16 protein-coding genes are annotated in these 13,753 nt (G+C 61.0%); 12 read left to right on the forward strand and 4 right to left on the reverse strand.

Annotated elements, in window-relative coordinates; all coding sequences use genetic code 11:
* Positions 1 to 66 precede the first annotated feature (66 nt).
* Entirely contained in the window at positions 67 to 969 is a 903-nt protein-coding gene (locus ACFWW4_RS09880) for a DMT family transporter (protein ID WP_411890688.1), read from the forward strand.
* Here the strand turns inward: ACFWW4_RS09880 and ACFWW4_RS09885 are convergent.
* Positions 966 to 1,643, reverse strand: a complete 678-nt coding sequence (locus tag ACFWW4_RS09885; RefSeq protein ID WP_411890689.1) for an NUDIX hydrolase — start codon at positions 1,641 to 1,643, stop codon at positions 966 to 968. The two genes, ACFWW4_RS09880 and ACFWW4_RS09885, sit on opposite strands and share 4 nt — an antisense overlap.
* A 17-nt stretch (positions 1,644 to 1,660) precedes the next feature.
* Positions 1,661 to 2,050, reverse strand: a complete 390-nt coding sequence (locus tag ACFWW4_RS09890) for a DUF983 domain-containing protein (protein ID WP_393926911.1) — start codon at positions 2,048 to 2,050, stop codon at positions 1,661 to 1,663.
* A 213-nt stretch (positions 2,051 to 2,263) separates the two neighbouring features.
* Between ACFWW4_RS09890 and ACFWW4_RS09895 the strand changes: the two genes are divergently transcribed.
* From ACFWW4_RS09895 to ACFWW4_RS09910, 4 genes are all read left to right on the forward strand, one after another.
* A complete protein-coding gene (locus tag ACFWW4_RS09895; protein WP_411890690.1) occupies positions 2,264 to 2,746 on the forward strand; it encodes an EF-hand domain-containing protein in 483 nt (160 codons plus the stop codon).
* A 74-nt stretch (positions 2,747 to 2,820) separates the two neighbouring features.
* Entirely contained in the window at positions 2,821 to 3,408 is a 588-nt protein-coding gene (locus tag ACFWW4_RS09900; RefSeq protein WP_411890691.1) for an RNA polymerase sigma factor, read from the forward strand.
* The gene (locus ACFWW4_RS09905; protein WP_411890692.1) at positions 3,401 to 3,760 is read left to right on the forward strand and encodes a hypothetical protein; all 360 of its coding nucleotides are present in this window, start codon (positions 3,401 to 3,403) and stop codon (positions 3,758 to 3,760) included. The genes ACFWW4_RS09900 and ACFWW4_RS09905 overlap by 8 nt, the downstream gene beginning before the upstream one ends.
* A complete protein-coding gene (locus tag ACFWW4_RS09910) occupies positions 3,753 to 4,232 on the forward strand; it encodes a periplasmic heavy metal sensor (protein WP_393926920.1) in 480 nt (159 codons plus the stop codon). The genes ACFWW4_RS09905 and ACFWW4_RS09910 overlap by 8 nt, the downstream gene beginning before the upstream one ends.
* Here ACFWW4_RS09910 and ACFWW4_RS09915 read toward each other — a convergent pair.
* Positions 4,221 to 5,609, reverse strand: coding sequence for a diguanylate cyclase (locus ACFWW4_RS09915; protein WP_411890693.1), 1,389 nt, complete (start codon positions 5,607 to 5,609; stop codon positions 4,221 to 4,223). The two genes, ACFWW4_RS09910 and ACFWW4_RS09915, sit on opposite strands and share 12 nt — an antisense overlap.
* A gap of 703 nt (positions 5,610 to 6,312) precedes the next feature.
* On the opposite strand from ACFWW4_RS09915, the gene murD reads away from it, so the two are divergent.
* Entirely contained in the window at positions 6,313 to 7,710 is a 1,398-nt protein-coding gene (murD, locus tag ACFWW4_RS09920) for a UDP-N-acetylmuramoyl-L-alanine--D-glutamate ligase (protein ID WP_411890694.1), read from the forward strand.
* A gap of 18 nt (positions 7,711 to 7,728) precedes the next feature.
* On the opposite strand, the gene ACFWW4_RS09925 is transcribed toward murD, so the two are convergent.
* Positions 7,729 to 8,907 (reverse strand): NAD(P)/FAD-dependent oxidoreductase, encoded by a 1,179-nt coding sequence (locus tag ACFWW4_RS09925; protein ID WP_411890695.1) that lies wholly within the window; start codon positions 8,905 to 8,907, stop codon positions 7,729 to 7,731.
* Positions 8,908 to 9,085: 178 nt separating this feature from the next.
* Between ACFWW4_RS09925 and ftsW the strand changes: the two genes are divergently transcribed.
* From ftsW to ACFWW4_RS09955, 6 genes are all read left to right on the forward strand, one after another.
* A complete protein-coding gene (gene ftsW, locus ACFWW4_RS09930; protein WP_411890696.1) occupies positions 9,086 to 10,255 on the forward strand; it encodes a putative lipid II flippase FtsW in 1,170 nt (389 codons plus the stop codon).
* Positions 10,252 to 11,349: a UDP-N-acetylglucosamine--N-acetylmuramyl-(pentapeptide) pyrophosphoryl-undecaprenol N-acetylglucosamine transferase gene (locus tag ACFWW4_RS09935; protein ID WP_411890697.1), complete on the forward strand. Its 1,098-nt coding sequence runs from the start codon at positions 10,252 to 10,254 to the stop codon at positions 11,347 to 11,349. The genes ftsW and ACFWW4_RS09935 overlap by 4 nt, the downstream gene beginning before the upstream one ends.
* A 17-nt stretch (positions 11,350 to 11,366) precedes the next feature.
* Positions 11,367 to 12,773 (forward strand): UDP-N-acetylmuramate--L-alanine ligase, encoded by a 1,407-nt coding sequence (murC, locus tag ACFWW4_RS09940; protein WP_411890760.1) that lies wholly within the window; start codon positions 11,367 to 11,369, stop codon positions 12,771 to 12,773.
* Positions 12,774 to 12,947: 174 nt separating this feature from the next.
* The gene (locus ACFWW4_RS09945) at positions 12,948 to 13,202 is read left to right on the forward strand and encodes a DUF2484 family protein (RefSeq protein ID WP_411890698.1); all 255 of its coding nucleotides are present in this window, start codon (positions 12,948 to 12,950) and stop codon (positions 13,200 to 13,202) included.
* Positions 13,199 to 13,447, forward strand: a complete 249-nt coding sequence (locus tag ACFWW4_RS09950) for a DUF2484 family protein (RefSeq protein ID WP_411890699.1) — start codon at positions 13,199 to 13,201, stop codon at positions 13,445 to 13,447. Before ACFWW4_RS09945 ends, ACFWW4_RS09950 begins: the two co-directional genes overlap by 4 nt.
* Entirely contained in the window at positions 13,447 to 13,737 is a 291-nt protein-coding gene (locus tag ACFWW4_RS09955) for a UDP-N-acetylmuramate--alanine ligase (RefSeq protein ID WP_393931087.1), read from the forward strand. Before ACFWW4_RS09950 ends, ACFWW4_RS09955 begins: the two co-directional genes overlap by 1 nt.
* Positions 13,738 to 13,753 lie beyond the last annotated feature (16 nt).

Here is a 13,753-nt window from a genome sequence, read left to right on the forward strand (position 1 = left end):
ACTCGCAAATGCTTGCCATGTCATTCCCCCTAGTCTTTCCCTGATTTCAGGGGCATAGCGGTTTTCATGGAGCTTTGGATCCCCATCACCATGGCGGCGGCCTTTGCGCAGTCGCTGCGTTTCATGCTGCAAAAGCATCTGAAGGCGACGCAGCTATCGACGGCGGGCGCGACCTTTGCCCGGTTCATCTATTCCTCGCCTTTGGTTGCCGTCATTGCGATTGTCTATGCCAATACAAGCGGGCAGGGCGCGCCGCAGATCCCGCCTGCGTTCTGGCCTTACATGCTGGCGGGCGGCACGTCGCAGATATTGGCGACGATGTGTGTGGTGGCGCTCTTTGCGCATCGCAACTTTGCCGTCGGGATCACGTTCAAGAAGACCGAGGTGCTGCTGAGCGCGGCTGTCGGGTTTTTGGTGCTGGGCGATGTGTTCTCTTGGCCTGCTATCGGGGCGATGTGCCTGGGACTGGCGGGGGTTCTGCTGTTGTCGGACCCGCCGGATGGGGTGGGCGCGTGGCATCGCCGGATTTTCAACCGCGCCACGGCGCTTGGCCTGGGGGCGGGGATGTTGTTTGCGATTTCCGGCAATGGCTATCGCGGCGCGTCGCTGTCGCTGGGCGATGGTGATTTCTTTTACAGAGCGATTGTCACGCTGGCCTTTGTGACGGCGTTTCAGACTGTGGCGATGGCCGGTTGGCTGGCCTGGCGCGAGCGGGGGCAGATCAGCCTTGTGTTGCGGGTCTGGCGGGTGGCCGGGCTGGTGGGGCTGACCAGTATGGTTGGTTCGATCTGCTGGTTCATGGCCTATACGTTGCAGAACGCGGCTTATGTGAACGCGGTCGGGCAGGTGGAGCTGGTGTTTTCGCTGATCATCGGCGCGTTCGTATTCGGCGAACGGATCGACCGGCGCGAATGGCAGGGATTGCTGCTGCTGACGGCGAGTATCGTCATGCTTGTGCTGGTAACCTAAAGCAGGCTGCGGTTGCCCAGCCGTGAGATCAGGTTCTTCTCATCGTCATTGCGGAAGAACGGAACGCTTGAGGCAGGTTCGCCCCGTTTGATCCGCCCGCCCAGTTCGGCCAGAACCACCTGCGTAATGAAGGGCAGATCAAAATTGCGTGCCTCAGCCAGCGGGACCCATTGCAGATGGGCCAGTTCATCCTCCGCCCCGCCGAAATCATCGGGGTTGGTGACCAGATCGTCAGCGCGTGTCAGAAAGAACCGCGCGTCAAACCGGCGGGTGCGTCCCTTGGGGGTGACAGCGCGAAAGAAGAATTCGAGGGCGGCCCCATTGGGTTGGTATCCAGCGGTGGCGAAACCGCGCCAGCCTTTGGGGGCGTCGCGCCATTTGGCCTTGTGCCCGATGATCTGACCGGTTTCTTCCCAGAGTTCACGGATGGCCGCGGCGGCGAGGGTTTGCGGCGTCAGGTGGCTTTCTTCGGTCAGGCGTTTGCTATGGAGCTTGTCCAGCGGTGTGATCGGCACCATGGCATCATTGGTATCGACCGCCCCGCCGGGAAAGACGAATTTGCCGGGCATAAAGGCCGCATCCTTGCCCCGCTGGCCCATGAGCACCGCCGGTGCCCTGTGCGGGTCACGCAGCACGATGATGGTGGCCGCATCACGAATGTCAGTCTTATCCATGTCTTTCCCCTGACGGGTCAGACCTTTTGCCCGAACCCATGCATGCGCTTTGCCCACTGGATGCCAACGACCATCCCCTTGAGCCTTGGCAGAAGGTAAAGCGACAGGGCCACCGCGCCAACCGCCAAAATCGTCCCCATGACCAAAGGGTCAGGGCGGAACTGGACCCACATGAAATGCATGGCAAAGCCAAGGATATGCGCGACCAGCAGGATCGTCAGGTAAGCCGGGCCATCATCGGCGCGATGATGGTGCAGTTCTTCCTGACAGACAGGGCAGTCATGGGTGACTTTCAGATAGCCTTCGAACAGGGCCCCGTCGCCGCAATTGGGGCAGCGGCGGCGCAGCCCGTGCCAGATGGCGGGTTTCATGGGCCGTTCCTGCGGGTTGGTCTGGGCGTCTGACATCTGCGGCACTCCGGGTCTGATGGACGCGTCATGGCGCATCAATGCGGAATTTGAAAGGGGGCAGGGCGGGTTTGCGTCTGCGTGTCACAGGGGTTGACGCAAGGGTAAGCGCATTTTCGCAAGAATCCGCGACGGAAATGCGCCCGGTATCCGTTGAAGGAGGGTCAGCAGCCAAGACACGCTGCGATGAACCAAAGAAGTAAGGATACAGGAATGAAAACGCGACTTTTGATGATGGCCCTTTTGTCGGGCACGGTGATGGCTGCTGGCGCGGTTGAGGCCCAAGGCCCCCGCGAGCGCCCGGATTTTGCGACACTGGATGCCAATGGTGATGGTGTCGTGACACTGGAAGAACTGCAGGCGCAAGGTGCGGCCCGGTTTGCCGCCCGCGATACCAATGGCGACGGTGCCCTGTCTGCTGAAGAACTGGAGGCCGCAGGGGCCGAGCGCGTATCGGAACGCGCGGCCCGCATGCTGGAGCGTCTGGATACGAATGGTGATGGCCTGCTGCAACAATCAGAGTTGCAGGCACGCGGCGGTGACCGGATGGCGGAAATGTTCGACCGTGCCGACGCCGACGACGATGGTGCGATTTCAGAGGATGAATTCGCCGCGGCAAAGGAACGGCGCGGTGGACGAGACCGTGACGGCGGCGGTCGCCGTGGTAATGGCAATGGCCCCCGCGGCCGCAACTGATCCGGGCATCGGCGGGGGGCGCCTCACCCCCTGCCGATGGACTTGGCGCCCTGATCTGGCTAGCAAAGCGAGACATGACAGCAGCACCCGATCCCGCGACCCCGGTGTCCGACGCCGCTTTGCTGGTGGCCTTTGCCAATGGCGATGGTCAGGCGGCCGCCGATCTGGCGGCCCGGCTGTTGCCGCGTGTGCTGGCGCAGGCTACGCGCATGTTGTCTGATCATGCCGAGGCCGAAGATGTGGCGCAGGACGCCATGATGCGGCTATGGAAAATCGCGCCCGACTGGCGGCAGGGCGAAGCGCAGGTCAGCACTTGGATGTACAGGGTGGTGGCCAATCTGTGCACCGACCGGCTGCGCAAACGGCGCGGGGCGATGTCACTGGATCAGGTGGCCGAACCGGTCGATGGCACGCCCAGTGTCACCACCCGGATGCAGACCGATCTGCGGATGCGCGCCCTGTCGGATGCATTGGCCCGGTTGCCGGACCGGCAGGCACAAGCGGTGGCGCTGCGTCACCTTGAGGGGCTGTCCAACCCCGAAATTGCGCAAATCATGGACATCAGCGTGCGGTCGGTGGAAAGTCTGACAGCGCGCGGCAAACGGGCCCTGGCCGATATCATGGCCGGACGAAAGGCAGAACTGGGGTATGACGATGACTGACCCGAATGACAAAATGCTGGATGATCTGTTCGCCGAGGCGCGGGACGTGAAACCGGCTGTATCCAAGGATCTGATGGCGTGCGTGCTGGCGGATGCGGATGCGGTGCAGCAGGCGAAACCGGCAGATGTGACCCCCCGCGCCCCCGGTTTTTGGTTCCGGTTTTTCGATCTGGTGGGCGGATGGCCCGCGATAGGGACGCTGACCGCAGCAACCATTGCGGGTCTCTGGTTCGGCGTGGCGCCCCCGGCTGTGGTCGATGAGTTTGCGGCAGGATTAACGGGCGATGTTGTTTCGGTCGATCTGTTTTCCGGCGCTGATTTTCTGACAGGTGAGGGGTTTGCGGATGGCTGAACCGGTGAGCAGCAAGCCGTCGCGCCTGTGGCGGATGATCTTTGTGATCTCGCTGGCGCTTAACCTGGCGGTTGTGGGGCTGGTTGTGGGGGCTGTGGCGTCGGGGCGTCTGGGTGACGGGCCGCCACGGGCGTTCGATCTGGGGCTTGGTCCGGTTGCACGCGCCCTTGATCCGCAGGAACGGCGCGCCATCGGCATGGCCTTGCGCCGGGATACCGGCCTGCGCCGGGGCGAGATGCGCGCCCAGACGGCCCTGATGATTGCCAGTTTGCGGCAGGATCCGTTTAACCCCGACGCCCTGCGCGACGTGATCGCAGAGCAACGTGCGCGTCTGGGCGATATCCAGAACGCGGCGCAGGAGGCTTTCATTGATCAGATCACGGCGATGTCGCCGGAACGGCGTGCCGCATTTGCCGATATTCTGGAGCAGGAGTTGTCGCGCCCGCTGCGCGAGCGCCGCTCAGGCGGCTGATTTACTAAGCGCCACCTGATCGCGCCCGGCGGATTTTGCCGCATAAAGGGCGGCATCCGCCTGATCGCACATGCGCGTGAGTTCTGTCTGATGCATCCCGTTCTGGCCGCTGACAGCAACACCAACCGATGCGGTGACCCGCAGCTTTGGCCCGCCATTGCCCAGATCAAAGGGGCGGCAATTGACCAGCCTGCGCAGCCGGTTGGCCGCGTTGCGGGCCTGGACCGCGCTGGTGCGCGGCATGGCGACCAGAAACTCCTCACCGCCGACACGGGCGACCAGATCAATCGCGCGCAGATTTTCGCGCAGCCGGTCGGCCAGTTGCACCAGCACCTTGTCGCCTGCCGCGTGTCCATATGTGTCATTCACGGATTTGAAATGGTCGATATCCAGCATCATCACCGCCAGTTCGCGCCCTGATCCACGCGACTGTTCGGCAAGCCGGGTCAGATGCGATTCCACATAGCGTCGGTTGTATAGCCCGGTCAGCGGGTCAGTCACGGCAGCATGCAGCCCGTTGCGTACCGTATCGCGCAGCCGGTCATGCAACAGCTTGCGCCGGATCAACGCCTTGGCCCGCAACGACAATTCGCCTTGCGAGGTGCCGCTGGTGACGATGTCATCAGCGCCAAGGTCAAGGAACATGGCCGCCATGTCGGGTTCGCCATGGGGGACCACGATCAGCTGGGTCGATTGCCGGGTTTCGGACCGCGACCGCAAGTCCGAGACAAGCCGGAACAAGGCGTGCTGGCTGGTGTCCGACGATGCGTCGATGACAAATAGATCGGGCACTGGTGTGACGGCCGTTGCCTTCAGGACCCCGGCTGTCGACAACGTGCGAACCGGCTGGCCAAGACCCTTGCCCAGCATGGTCAGCAGATTGCCGTCCTGCATATCCTCTGGCGACAAAAGAGCGACATGAGCGGCTGTTTCAAACAGCGCGTTCGCCTCTTCAAAGCCAAGGGCGCGGCTGGTGCTGTCGCGCAGCAGCAGTTCCTGGCTGGCGCTGCGCACGCGCAAAAGGCTGCGAATACGCGCCAGCAGCAGCGTGTCATTCATCGGGCGCGGCAACACGTCATCGGCGCCGACATCAAGGGCGGCGAACCGGGCCTTGGATGTATCGGCCACGCCAACGGCGATCACCGCAATTCCGGATGTCTGCGGATCGTTTTTCAGGGTGCGGCAGAACTCGTGCCGATCCTCGACCGGGTCAGACAGGTTGATGAGAATCAGGTCAGGCCGGTTGGTGGAAATGATTGCTTCGGCCTCGATCCGGCTGGAACAGGCATCGACAGAAAATTGTGCGGCCAGCATTTTTACTTTCAACACGATGCGGTTCGTTGCAACGGTATCAATGATCAGGATTCGGCCGGACATTCTCTTATCCTTTTGGTATGTCGTTCTACGCTTCTGCGTTGGCTCAACTTCTGTCCGAATGGTTAAAAAACAGTTTCTGCCGAAGTAAGGATTATGCTGAAGAGAGATAATCAGTATGTGTTGATAGAAAGTCCGCTTGGCTTGGTGTCATCGGTTGCTGGTCCGTCATGAAAGGCAGTTAGAACCGCCGCGACGCAGTCTTGTTCCGGGCGCAAGCGCTGCCTTTCCTGACGCATTGACGGCACGTCATGATCTTCATTGCAACCAAAGGCACTGGCCACAGACGAAAACTGCGGGATCGGTAAAGCGATTGCGGCTGGTCTGGTCCGCGAGGGAATGGAGGTATTCATTGGATCATGCGATCTGGATGCCGGGCAGTGCGGTCTCTTTGTCAAGGCGTGGCGGGAACATGATCTGCTATCCAAAAACCTTAACGCCACTTTCACACTTTCCACCGCGCGCTCCTTTAACCCCGGAAATTCCGCGCAAAGGGTCCGACGCAAGTCCGACGTTTTGCCGACGCAAATCCGACCGGCGATTTTCCCCAAAACACCAGCATTAACTGCGATTCCCGTGATTCGGCGGATCAGGGGTGTTGCGCGGCCCTCTCCGCCCTACCGAACGTTGCGTCCGCCCGTTGTGCTTGGCCGCAAAATGCGCATTGATGCGCGGGCGATTGGGCTGCCGGAACAGGGGTGCGACGATGATACCAGTGCAGGGATATGCGGGCCGGACCGTGGCCGTTCTGGGCCTTGGCCGTACAGGTCGCGCGGCGGCTGTGGCTTTGCGCGCCGGTGGGGCCGTACCGGTGGTTTGGGACGATAGTGTGCCTGCCCGCGAAGCTGCCGAACAGGACGGGTTCGACCTGCGCGACCTGACAAAAGCGCAAGCTTTTGAAGATGTTGCGGCCCTGATCGTCAGCCCCGGCATTCCCCATCTTTACCCCGCCCCGCACCCTGTCATTGCAACCGCCATGCAGGCCGGTGTGCCCGTGGACAATGATATCGGGCTGTTTTTTCGGTCTTTTGCGACCCAGGACTGGGACAGTTTCGACACCACCCCCCGGGTGATCGCGGTGACCGGATCAAACGGCAAATCGACCACCGCCGCCCTGATCCATCACATCCTGGTCGAGAATGGCCGCCCCGCCCAATTGGCAGGCAATATCGGGCGCGGGGTGTTGGATATTGATCCGGCCCATGATGGCGAGGTTGTGGTGTTGGAATTGTCCTCCTACCAGACCGACCTCGCCCGGGCAATGACCCCGGATGTCGCTGTTTTTACAAATCTTTCTCCTGATCACCTCGACCGTCATGCAGGCCTTGGCGGGTATTTCGCAGCCAAACGCAGGCTCTTTGCCGAGGGCGGTCCGGATCGCGCCGTGATCGGCGTGGACGAGGTCGAGGGCCGCTATCTGGTCAATCAACTGACCGAAAATGCGGAGGATGATCGGGTCATCCGCGTCTCTTCGGGTCAGAAACTGACACGCGGCTGGAGCGTTTTTGCACGCAAAGGGTTCCTGTCAGAATTCCGCAAAGGCCGGCAGATCGGGTCGATAGATCTACGCGATATCAAGGGGTTGCCGGGCGCGCATAACCACCAGAACGCCTGCGCGGCCTATGGCACCTGCCGAACGCTAGGCCTCGGCCCCAAAGGGATTGAGGCCGCGATGCGCAGCTACCCCGGCCTGCCCCATCGTAGTCAGGTGGTGGCCGAGAAAGACGGGGTGATCTTTGTCAATGACAGTAAAGCCACCAATGTGGACAGCGCCGCCAAGGCCTTGCAGGCCTTTCCGAAAATTCGCTGGATTTGCGGCGGCTTGCAGAAAGATGGTGGGCTGGACGGGCTGGTGCCGTATCTGGGTCATGTGGTGAAGGCCTATGTGATCGGGCGCGAGGCAGAAGGGTTCGCGCGGCAACTGACCGGGACAGAGGCGGAGGTCTGTACGACAATGGATGTGGCTGTGGCCAAGGCTGTGGCCGAGGCGGAGCCGGGCGAGGTTGTGCTGTTGGCGCCGGCGGCGGCATCGTTCGATCAGTATGACAATTTCGAGAAACGCGGCGAGGATTTCGTTGATCGCGTGACAGATGCGACAAGGTAAGATGGGTTTAAACCCATCTTACGACGCGGCAATGGCGCGCCCGGCTGCCCAGCCCGACGACCAGGCCCATTGGAAGTTGTAGCCGCCGAGCCAGCCGGTCACATCCACGCATTCGCCAATGAAATAGAGCCCCGGAACCGCCTTCGTTGCCATGGTTTTCGAGGAGAGCGCGTCGGTGTCCACGCCCCCCAGCGTGACTTCTGCGGTGCGGTACCCCTCTGATCCGCCGGGTGTCAGCGTCCAGTTTTGCAGCGCGTCGCAAAGGGTCTGCAGCCGCAGATCGCTTTGATCGGCGATGTTGCCCTTCAGGTTTAGTTCATCGCCCAGATGATCAATCAGGCGGCTTGGCAGATGCTGGCCCAGCACGGTCGTCAGCGCTTTGCGCCCGTCCGCTTTGCGTTGCCTTTGCAACGTGCCCAGAAGGTTCATCTTTGGCGACAGGTTCACGCTGATCGTCTCGCCCTCGTGCCAGTATGACGACGCTTGCAGCACCGCGGGGCCGGACAGGCCGCGATGGGTGAACAGGATCGCCTCATCAAAGCTGGTGCCGTTGGCGGTGACCCGTGCCGGGGTCGCGACACCTGCCAGCGGTTTGAACCTGTCGTCTGAAAAGGTGAGCGGGACAAGGCCGGGACGGGGCGTGATCAAGGGCAAGCCGAACTGTTCGGCAATCCGATAGCCAAGCCCGGTCGCCCCCATCTTGGGAATGGATTTGCCGCCGGAGGCGACAACAAGATTCCGCGCGGTGACTGCTGTTGCGCGCCCCTCGCGGCTCAGCATGACGCAGAAATGGCTGCCATCATGGCTGATCTCGCCTACGTCAGTCAGCAACCAAAGTTGCGCGCCCGCCTTGTCCATTTCCGCCAGCAGCATGGCGATGATGTCGCGGGCTGTGGTGTCGCAGAACAGCTGGCCCAGCGTCTTTTCATGCCACGGAATCCGGTGTTGATCGACCAGATCAATGAAATCCCACTGGGTATACCGCCCCAGCGCCGATTTGCAGAAATGCCTGTTCTGGCTGAGGAAATTGGCGGGGCTGGTGTGCAGGTTGGTGAAGTTGCAGCGCCCGCCGCCGGAGATGCGGATTTTTTCACCCGGGGCCTTTGCATGATCAACGATCAGCGCGCCGGGGCCTGCATGGGCCGCGCACATCATGCCAGCCGCCCCGGCCCCGATGATAAGAGTTTCAACCTTCATCCGGTCCATGTGGCATGGGACAGACGGGATATCAAATTTCCAGAAATTTGATGCCTCCGGCGGGGATATTTGTGCTCGGAAGAAGCAGAAGGTTTTGGTGGAATCGCGAGAAGTTGCGCGTTAAGGTGCCATCAGACCCGGGACAAACCGGGCAGTAGAGGCAGTTTGGCGGTGATCCATGACGGAAATGGTCTATGGGACGGTCCCGGTATCATCCGGTGACCCGGTTCTTCCCCGGTGGTGGCGGACAATTGATAAATGGACAATGTCCTGCATTCTGATCCTGTTCGGGATTGGTCTGTTGCTGGGTCTTGCGTCATCCCCACCCCTGGCGGCCAAGAACGGGCTGGAGCCGTTTCATTATGTGACCCGTCAGGCGATCTTTGGTGCCATGGCGATGGTGGTGATGTTCGTCATTTCGATGATGTCACCCAAACTTGTCCGCCGTCTGGCCGTGTTGGGATTTATCGCGGCCTTTGCTGCCCTTGCCATGCTGCCCGTGCTGGGCACGGATTTCGGCAAAGGGGCAGTGCGCTGGTATTCACTGGGTTTTGCGTCGTTGCAACCGTCTGAATTCCTTAAGCCTGGCTTCATTGTCATGGCGGCCTGGTTGCTTGCCGCGAGCCAGCAGATCGGTGGCCCGCCGGGCAAATCATACTCATTTGTGCTGACCATGGTGATTGTCCTGATGTTGGCGATGCAGCCGGATTTCGGGCAGGCGGCCCTGATCCTGTTTGCCTGGGGTGTGATGTATTTCGTGGCCGGTGCCCCGATGCTGATCCTGTGCATGCTCGCCGGTTTGGTGGTGTTTGCTGGTACTGTCGCCTATTCCAATTCCGAGCATTTTGCCCGCCGGATTGACGGGTTCCTGTCCCCTGATGTCGATCCGACCACCCAGCTGGGTTATGCCACCAATGCCATCCGCGAAGGTGGCTTCTTTGGCGTTGGTGTGGGCGAGGGGCAGGTGAAATGGTCGCTGCCGGATGCTCATACCGATTTCATTATTGCTGTCGCGGCAGAGGAATACGGCCTGATCTGCGTGCTGGTTATCATCGCTCTCTATACGGTGATTGTTGTCCGATCCCTGCTGCGCCTGATGAAAGAACGTGATCCCTTTATTCGGCTGGCGGGCACGGGACTGGCCTGTGCGTTCGGTGTGCAGGCGATGATCAACATGGGGGTCGCGGTCCGCCTGTTACCGGCCAAGGGCATGACGTTGCCATTTGTGTCCTATGGCGGGTCGTCCCTGATTGCCGGTGGCATTGCCGTGGGCATGCTGCTTGCCTTTACCCGCACGCGTCCGCAGGGCGAGATGGAGGATATCCTGTTGCGCAGGGCCAATCGATGAAATCACCGCTGCTGATCATCGCCGCCGGGGGAACCGGCGGGCATATGTTTCCCGCGCAGGCCCTGGCCGAGGCGATGCTGGAAAAGGGTTGGCGGGTGAAACTGTCCACCGATGCGCGTGGTGCGCGTTATACAGGTGGGTTCCCCGATGCGGTCGAAATCAACGTGGTGGGCAGCGCCACCTTTGCCCGTGGCGGCATTTTGCAAAAGCTGCTGGTCCCGTTCCGCGTTCTGGGCGGCATCGTCGCGGCCAAATGGCGGATGCTGCGCGACCGGCCCAGCGTTGTTATAGGCTTTGGCGGCTATCCCGCGATCCCGGCGATGGCGGCAGCCTGGGCCTTGCGTGTGCCACGCATGATCCATGAACAGAATGGCGTGCTTGGCCGGGTCAATCAGCTTTTTGCCCGCCGTGTCGATGCGGTGGCCTGCGGGACCTGGCCTACCGAGTTACCCGCAGGTGTTGAGGGTGTGCATACCGGCAACCCGGTCCGTGCAGCCATTCTGGAACGCGAGGGCGCCCCCTACATTCCGCCTGGCGACTATCCGATGTCCATTCTGGTTCTCGGCGGCAGCCAGGGTGCGCGTATTCTGTCCGATATCGTGCCGCCTGCCATCGCCAGCCTGCCCGAACATCTGCGTCGCAATATCCGCGTCAGCCAACAGGCTCGGGAAGAGGATCTGGCCCGGGTGACTGATTATTATGAAAGCGAGTTGCTGACTGCGGATGTGCAGACTTTCTTTCACGATGTGCCGGGGCGGATGGCGGATGCGCAATTGGTGATTGCCCGTTCCGGCGCGTCGACCGTGGCGGATGTGAGCATCATCGGGCGCCCCGCGATCTGGGTGCCGCTGGCCAGCGCCATTCGGGATGAGCAGACCGCGAATGCCCGCCAACTGGTTGAGGCGGGGGCGGCGATCATGATGCCCGAGACGATGTTCGAGGTGGACACATTGCGCGACCAGATTGCGCTGGTCTTTGAAAACAGCGATGGGGCGATGAAAATGGCGCAGGCTGCCCGCGCCTGTGGCGTGCCGGATGCGACGGAACGCCTTGTGCAATTGGTGGAAAATCTGGCAGAGGGACGCGAAACATGATGGACGGGAACCCGGTGATGAACGCAGCAACAAAACTGCCCCTTGATGTGGGTCCGATCCATTTTGTGGGCATCGGTGGGATTGGCATGTCCGGTATCGCCGAGGTGCTCTTGAACCATGGCTATCAGGTGCAGGGGTCTGATCTGAAATCGTCCAAGATCACCGACCGGCTGAAAGCGCTGGGCGCTGTGATCTATGAAGGCCAGCGCGCTGAAAACCTAGAAGGGGCTGAGGTGGTTGTGATTTCGTCAGCCATCAAGCCGGGGAATCCCGAACTGGATCAGGCGCGGGCCAAGGGCCTGCCTGTCGTCCGCCGGGCCGAGATGCTGGCCGAACTGATGCGCCTGAAATCCAACGTGGCCGTGGCAGGCACACATGGCAAGACCACGACAACCACCATGGTCGCGGCCCTGCTGGACGAAGGCGGGATCGACCCGACCGTGATCAATGGCGGCATCATCCACGCCTATGGCTCCAACGCGCGCATGGGGCAGGGCGAATGGATGGTGGTGGAGGCCGATGAAAGCGATGGCACGTTCAACCGCTTGCCAGCGACCATCGCTATCGTGACCAATATCGACCCCGAGCATATGGAGCATTGGGGCACAGAGGAGGCGCTGCATCAGGGCTTCTACGATTTCGTGTCGAACATCCCCTTTTACGGGCTGGCCGTGTGCTGCACCGATGACGCGGATGTCCAGTCGCTGGTCGGCAAGATCACTGACCGGCGGGTCGTCACTTTTGGGTTCAACGCGCAGGCCGATGTGCGTGCGATCAACCTGACCTATAAGTCAGGCGTGGCCCATTTCGACATCGCCCTGCAGAATGAAGACGCTGTGATCGAAGGTTGCGAATTGCCGATGCCGGGGGACCATAACGTGTCCAACGCCTTGTCTGCTGTCGCAGTCGCCCGCCACTTGGGCATGAAAAAGGACGAGATCAAAGCGGCCTTAAAGGGCTTTGGCGGTGTCAACCGGCGCTTTACCAAGGTCGGTGAAGTGGACGGGGTGACGATCATTGATGACTACGGCCATCACCCGGTTGAGATTGCCGCCGTGCTGAAAGCGGCCCGGCAGGCGAGCGAAGGTCGGGTCATCGCCGTGCATCAGCCGCACCGCTATACCCGCTTGTCGCATCACTTCGATGAATTCTGCGCCTGTTTCAACGATGCCGACGTGGTGGGTATCTCTGAAGTCTTTGCGGCCGGCGAAGAGCCCATCAAAGGCGCGAGCCACGCCGATCTGGTCGCAGGTCTGATCCGGCACGGCCACAGACATGCACGGATCGTCGAATCCGAGGATGATCTGGTGCGGATCATCCGCGAACAGGCAAGGCCGGGCGATATGGTTGTCTGCCTCGGGGCGGGGACGATCAGCGCCTGGGCGAACGGGTTGCCGGCGCGGCTTGGCGCATCCACCACGTAGGAAGAAGTCCCCGACAGCGATAACACGGATGACGAGATCTTGGGGCAAGTGGGTCAATCCGCGATGGTTTTGTTATGATCTCTTGGCCATCGTCTATGTCTGCCTTAATCTGTCGATATCAGAGCATGATTGACGCAGGTTTATTAAGATGACTAGTCAGGCCACCGAACATCCATGAGTTTGCCGCTGATCATCGGCTGCCTTTGGGTGCTTGCTGCCACGATTGTGGCGCTGTTGCCTATGAAGCATCAGTATAAGCCGGGTTTGACCCTGCTGATTGCTGCCCCGTTTCTGATTGTCTGGATCGGCTATGCGCATGGCTGGGTTTTCGGTGTCTTGGGGTTGCTGGCCTTTGTGTCCATGTTCCGCAATCCGCTGATCTATCTTTACAAACGGGCCCGTGGTGAGCGGCCGGAGATCCCGAAATGATGGCGCCGATCCTGGCGATTTGTCTGTGGATCGTCGTGGCCTTTGTGATGGCCCTGATCCCCTCCAACGACAATCACTGGCGGCGGGCCTATGTTCTGATGGCGATCGGGGCACCAATGCTGGTTTGGCTGATCTGGAGCGGTACCATGATATATGCTGTCATTTTCCTGATCGTTGCAGCATCGGTGCTGCGCTGGCCGCTGATCTATCTTTATCGCTGGCTGCGCCGCCAGTTACAGCGCTGATGATGCAGACATTTGCCATTCTCGGTGTCATGTGCGCCTGCGCGCTGATCGCCTTTATGGGGCTGGCGCGTTTGGTGCGCGGCGGGCAGTCCGGGTTGGCGCTGAGCATCATCTCGGGGCTGGGTGCGGTGCTGACGATCCTGATCTATGCCGCCGGGCGACCCTTTGGGATTGACCCGGTGATCGCCATGGGTGGCGCGTTGCTGTTTGTGTTGCCAACGCTGGTCGGGGCGGGGGCAGGGGCGCTGCTTGGGTGGATGCTGCGTCGCAAGGATGATCGGCGGATTTAGGGCGCTTCACAAAATA

The organism is Yoonia sp. SDW83-1 (genome assembly GCF_046762885.1).
Lineage (GTDB): Bacteria > Pseudomonadota > Alphaproteobacteria > Rhodobacterales > Rhodobacteraceae > Yoonia.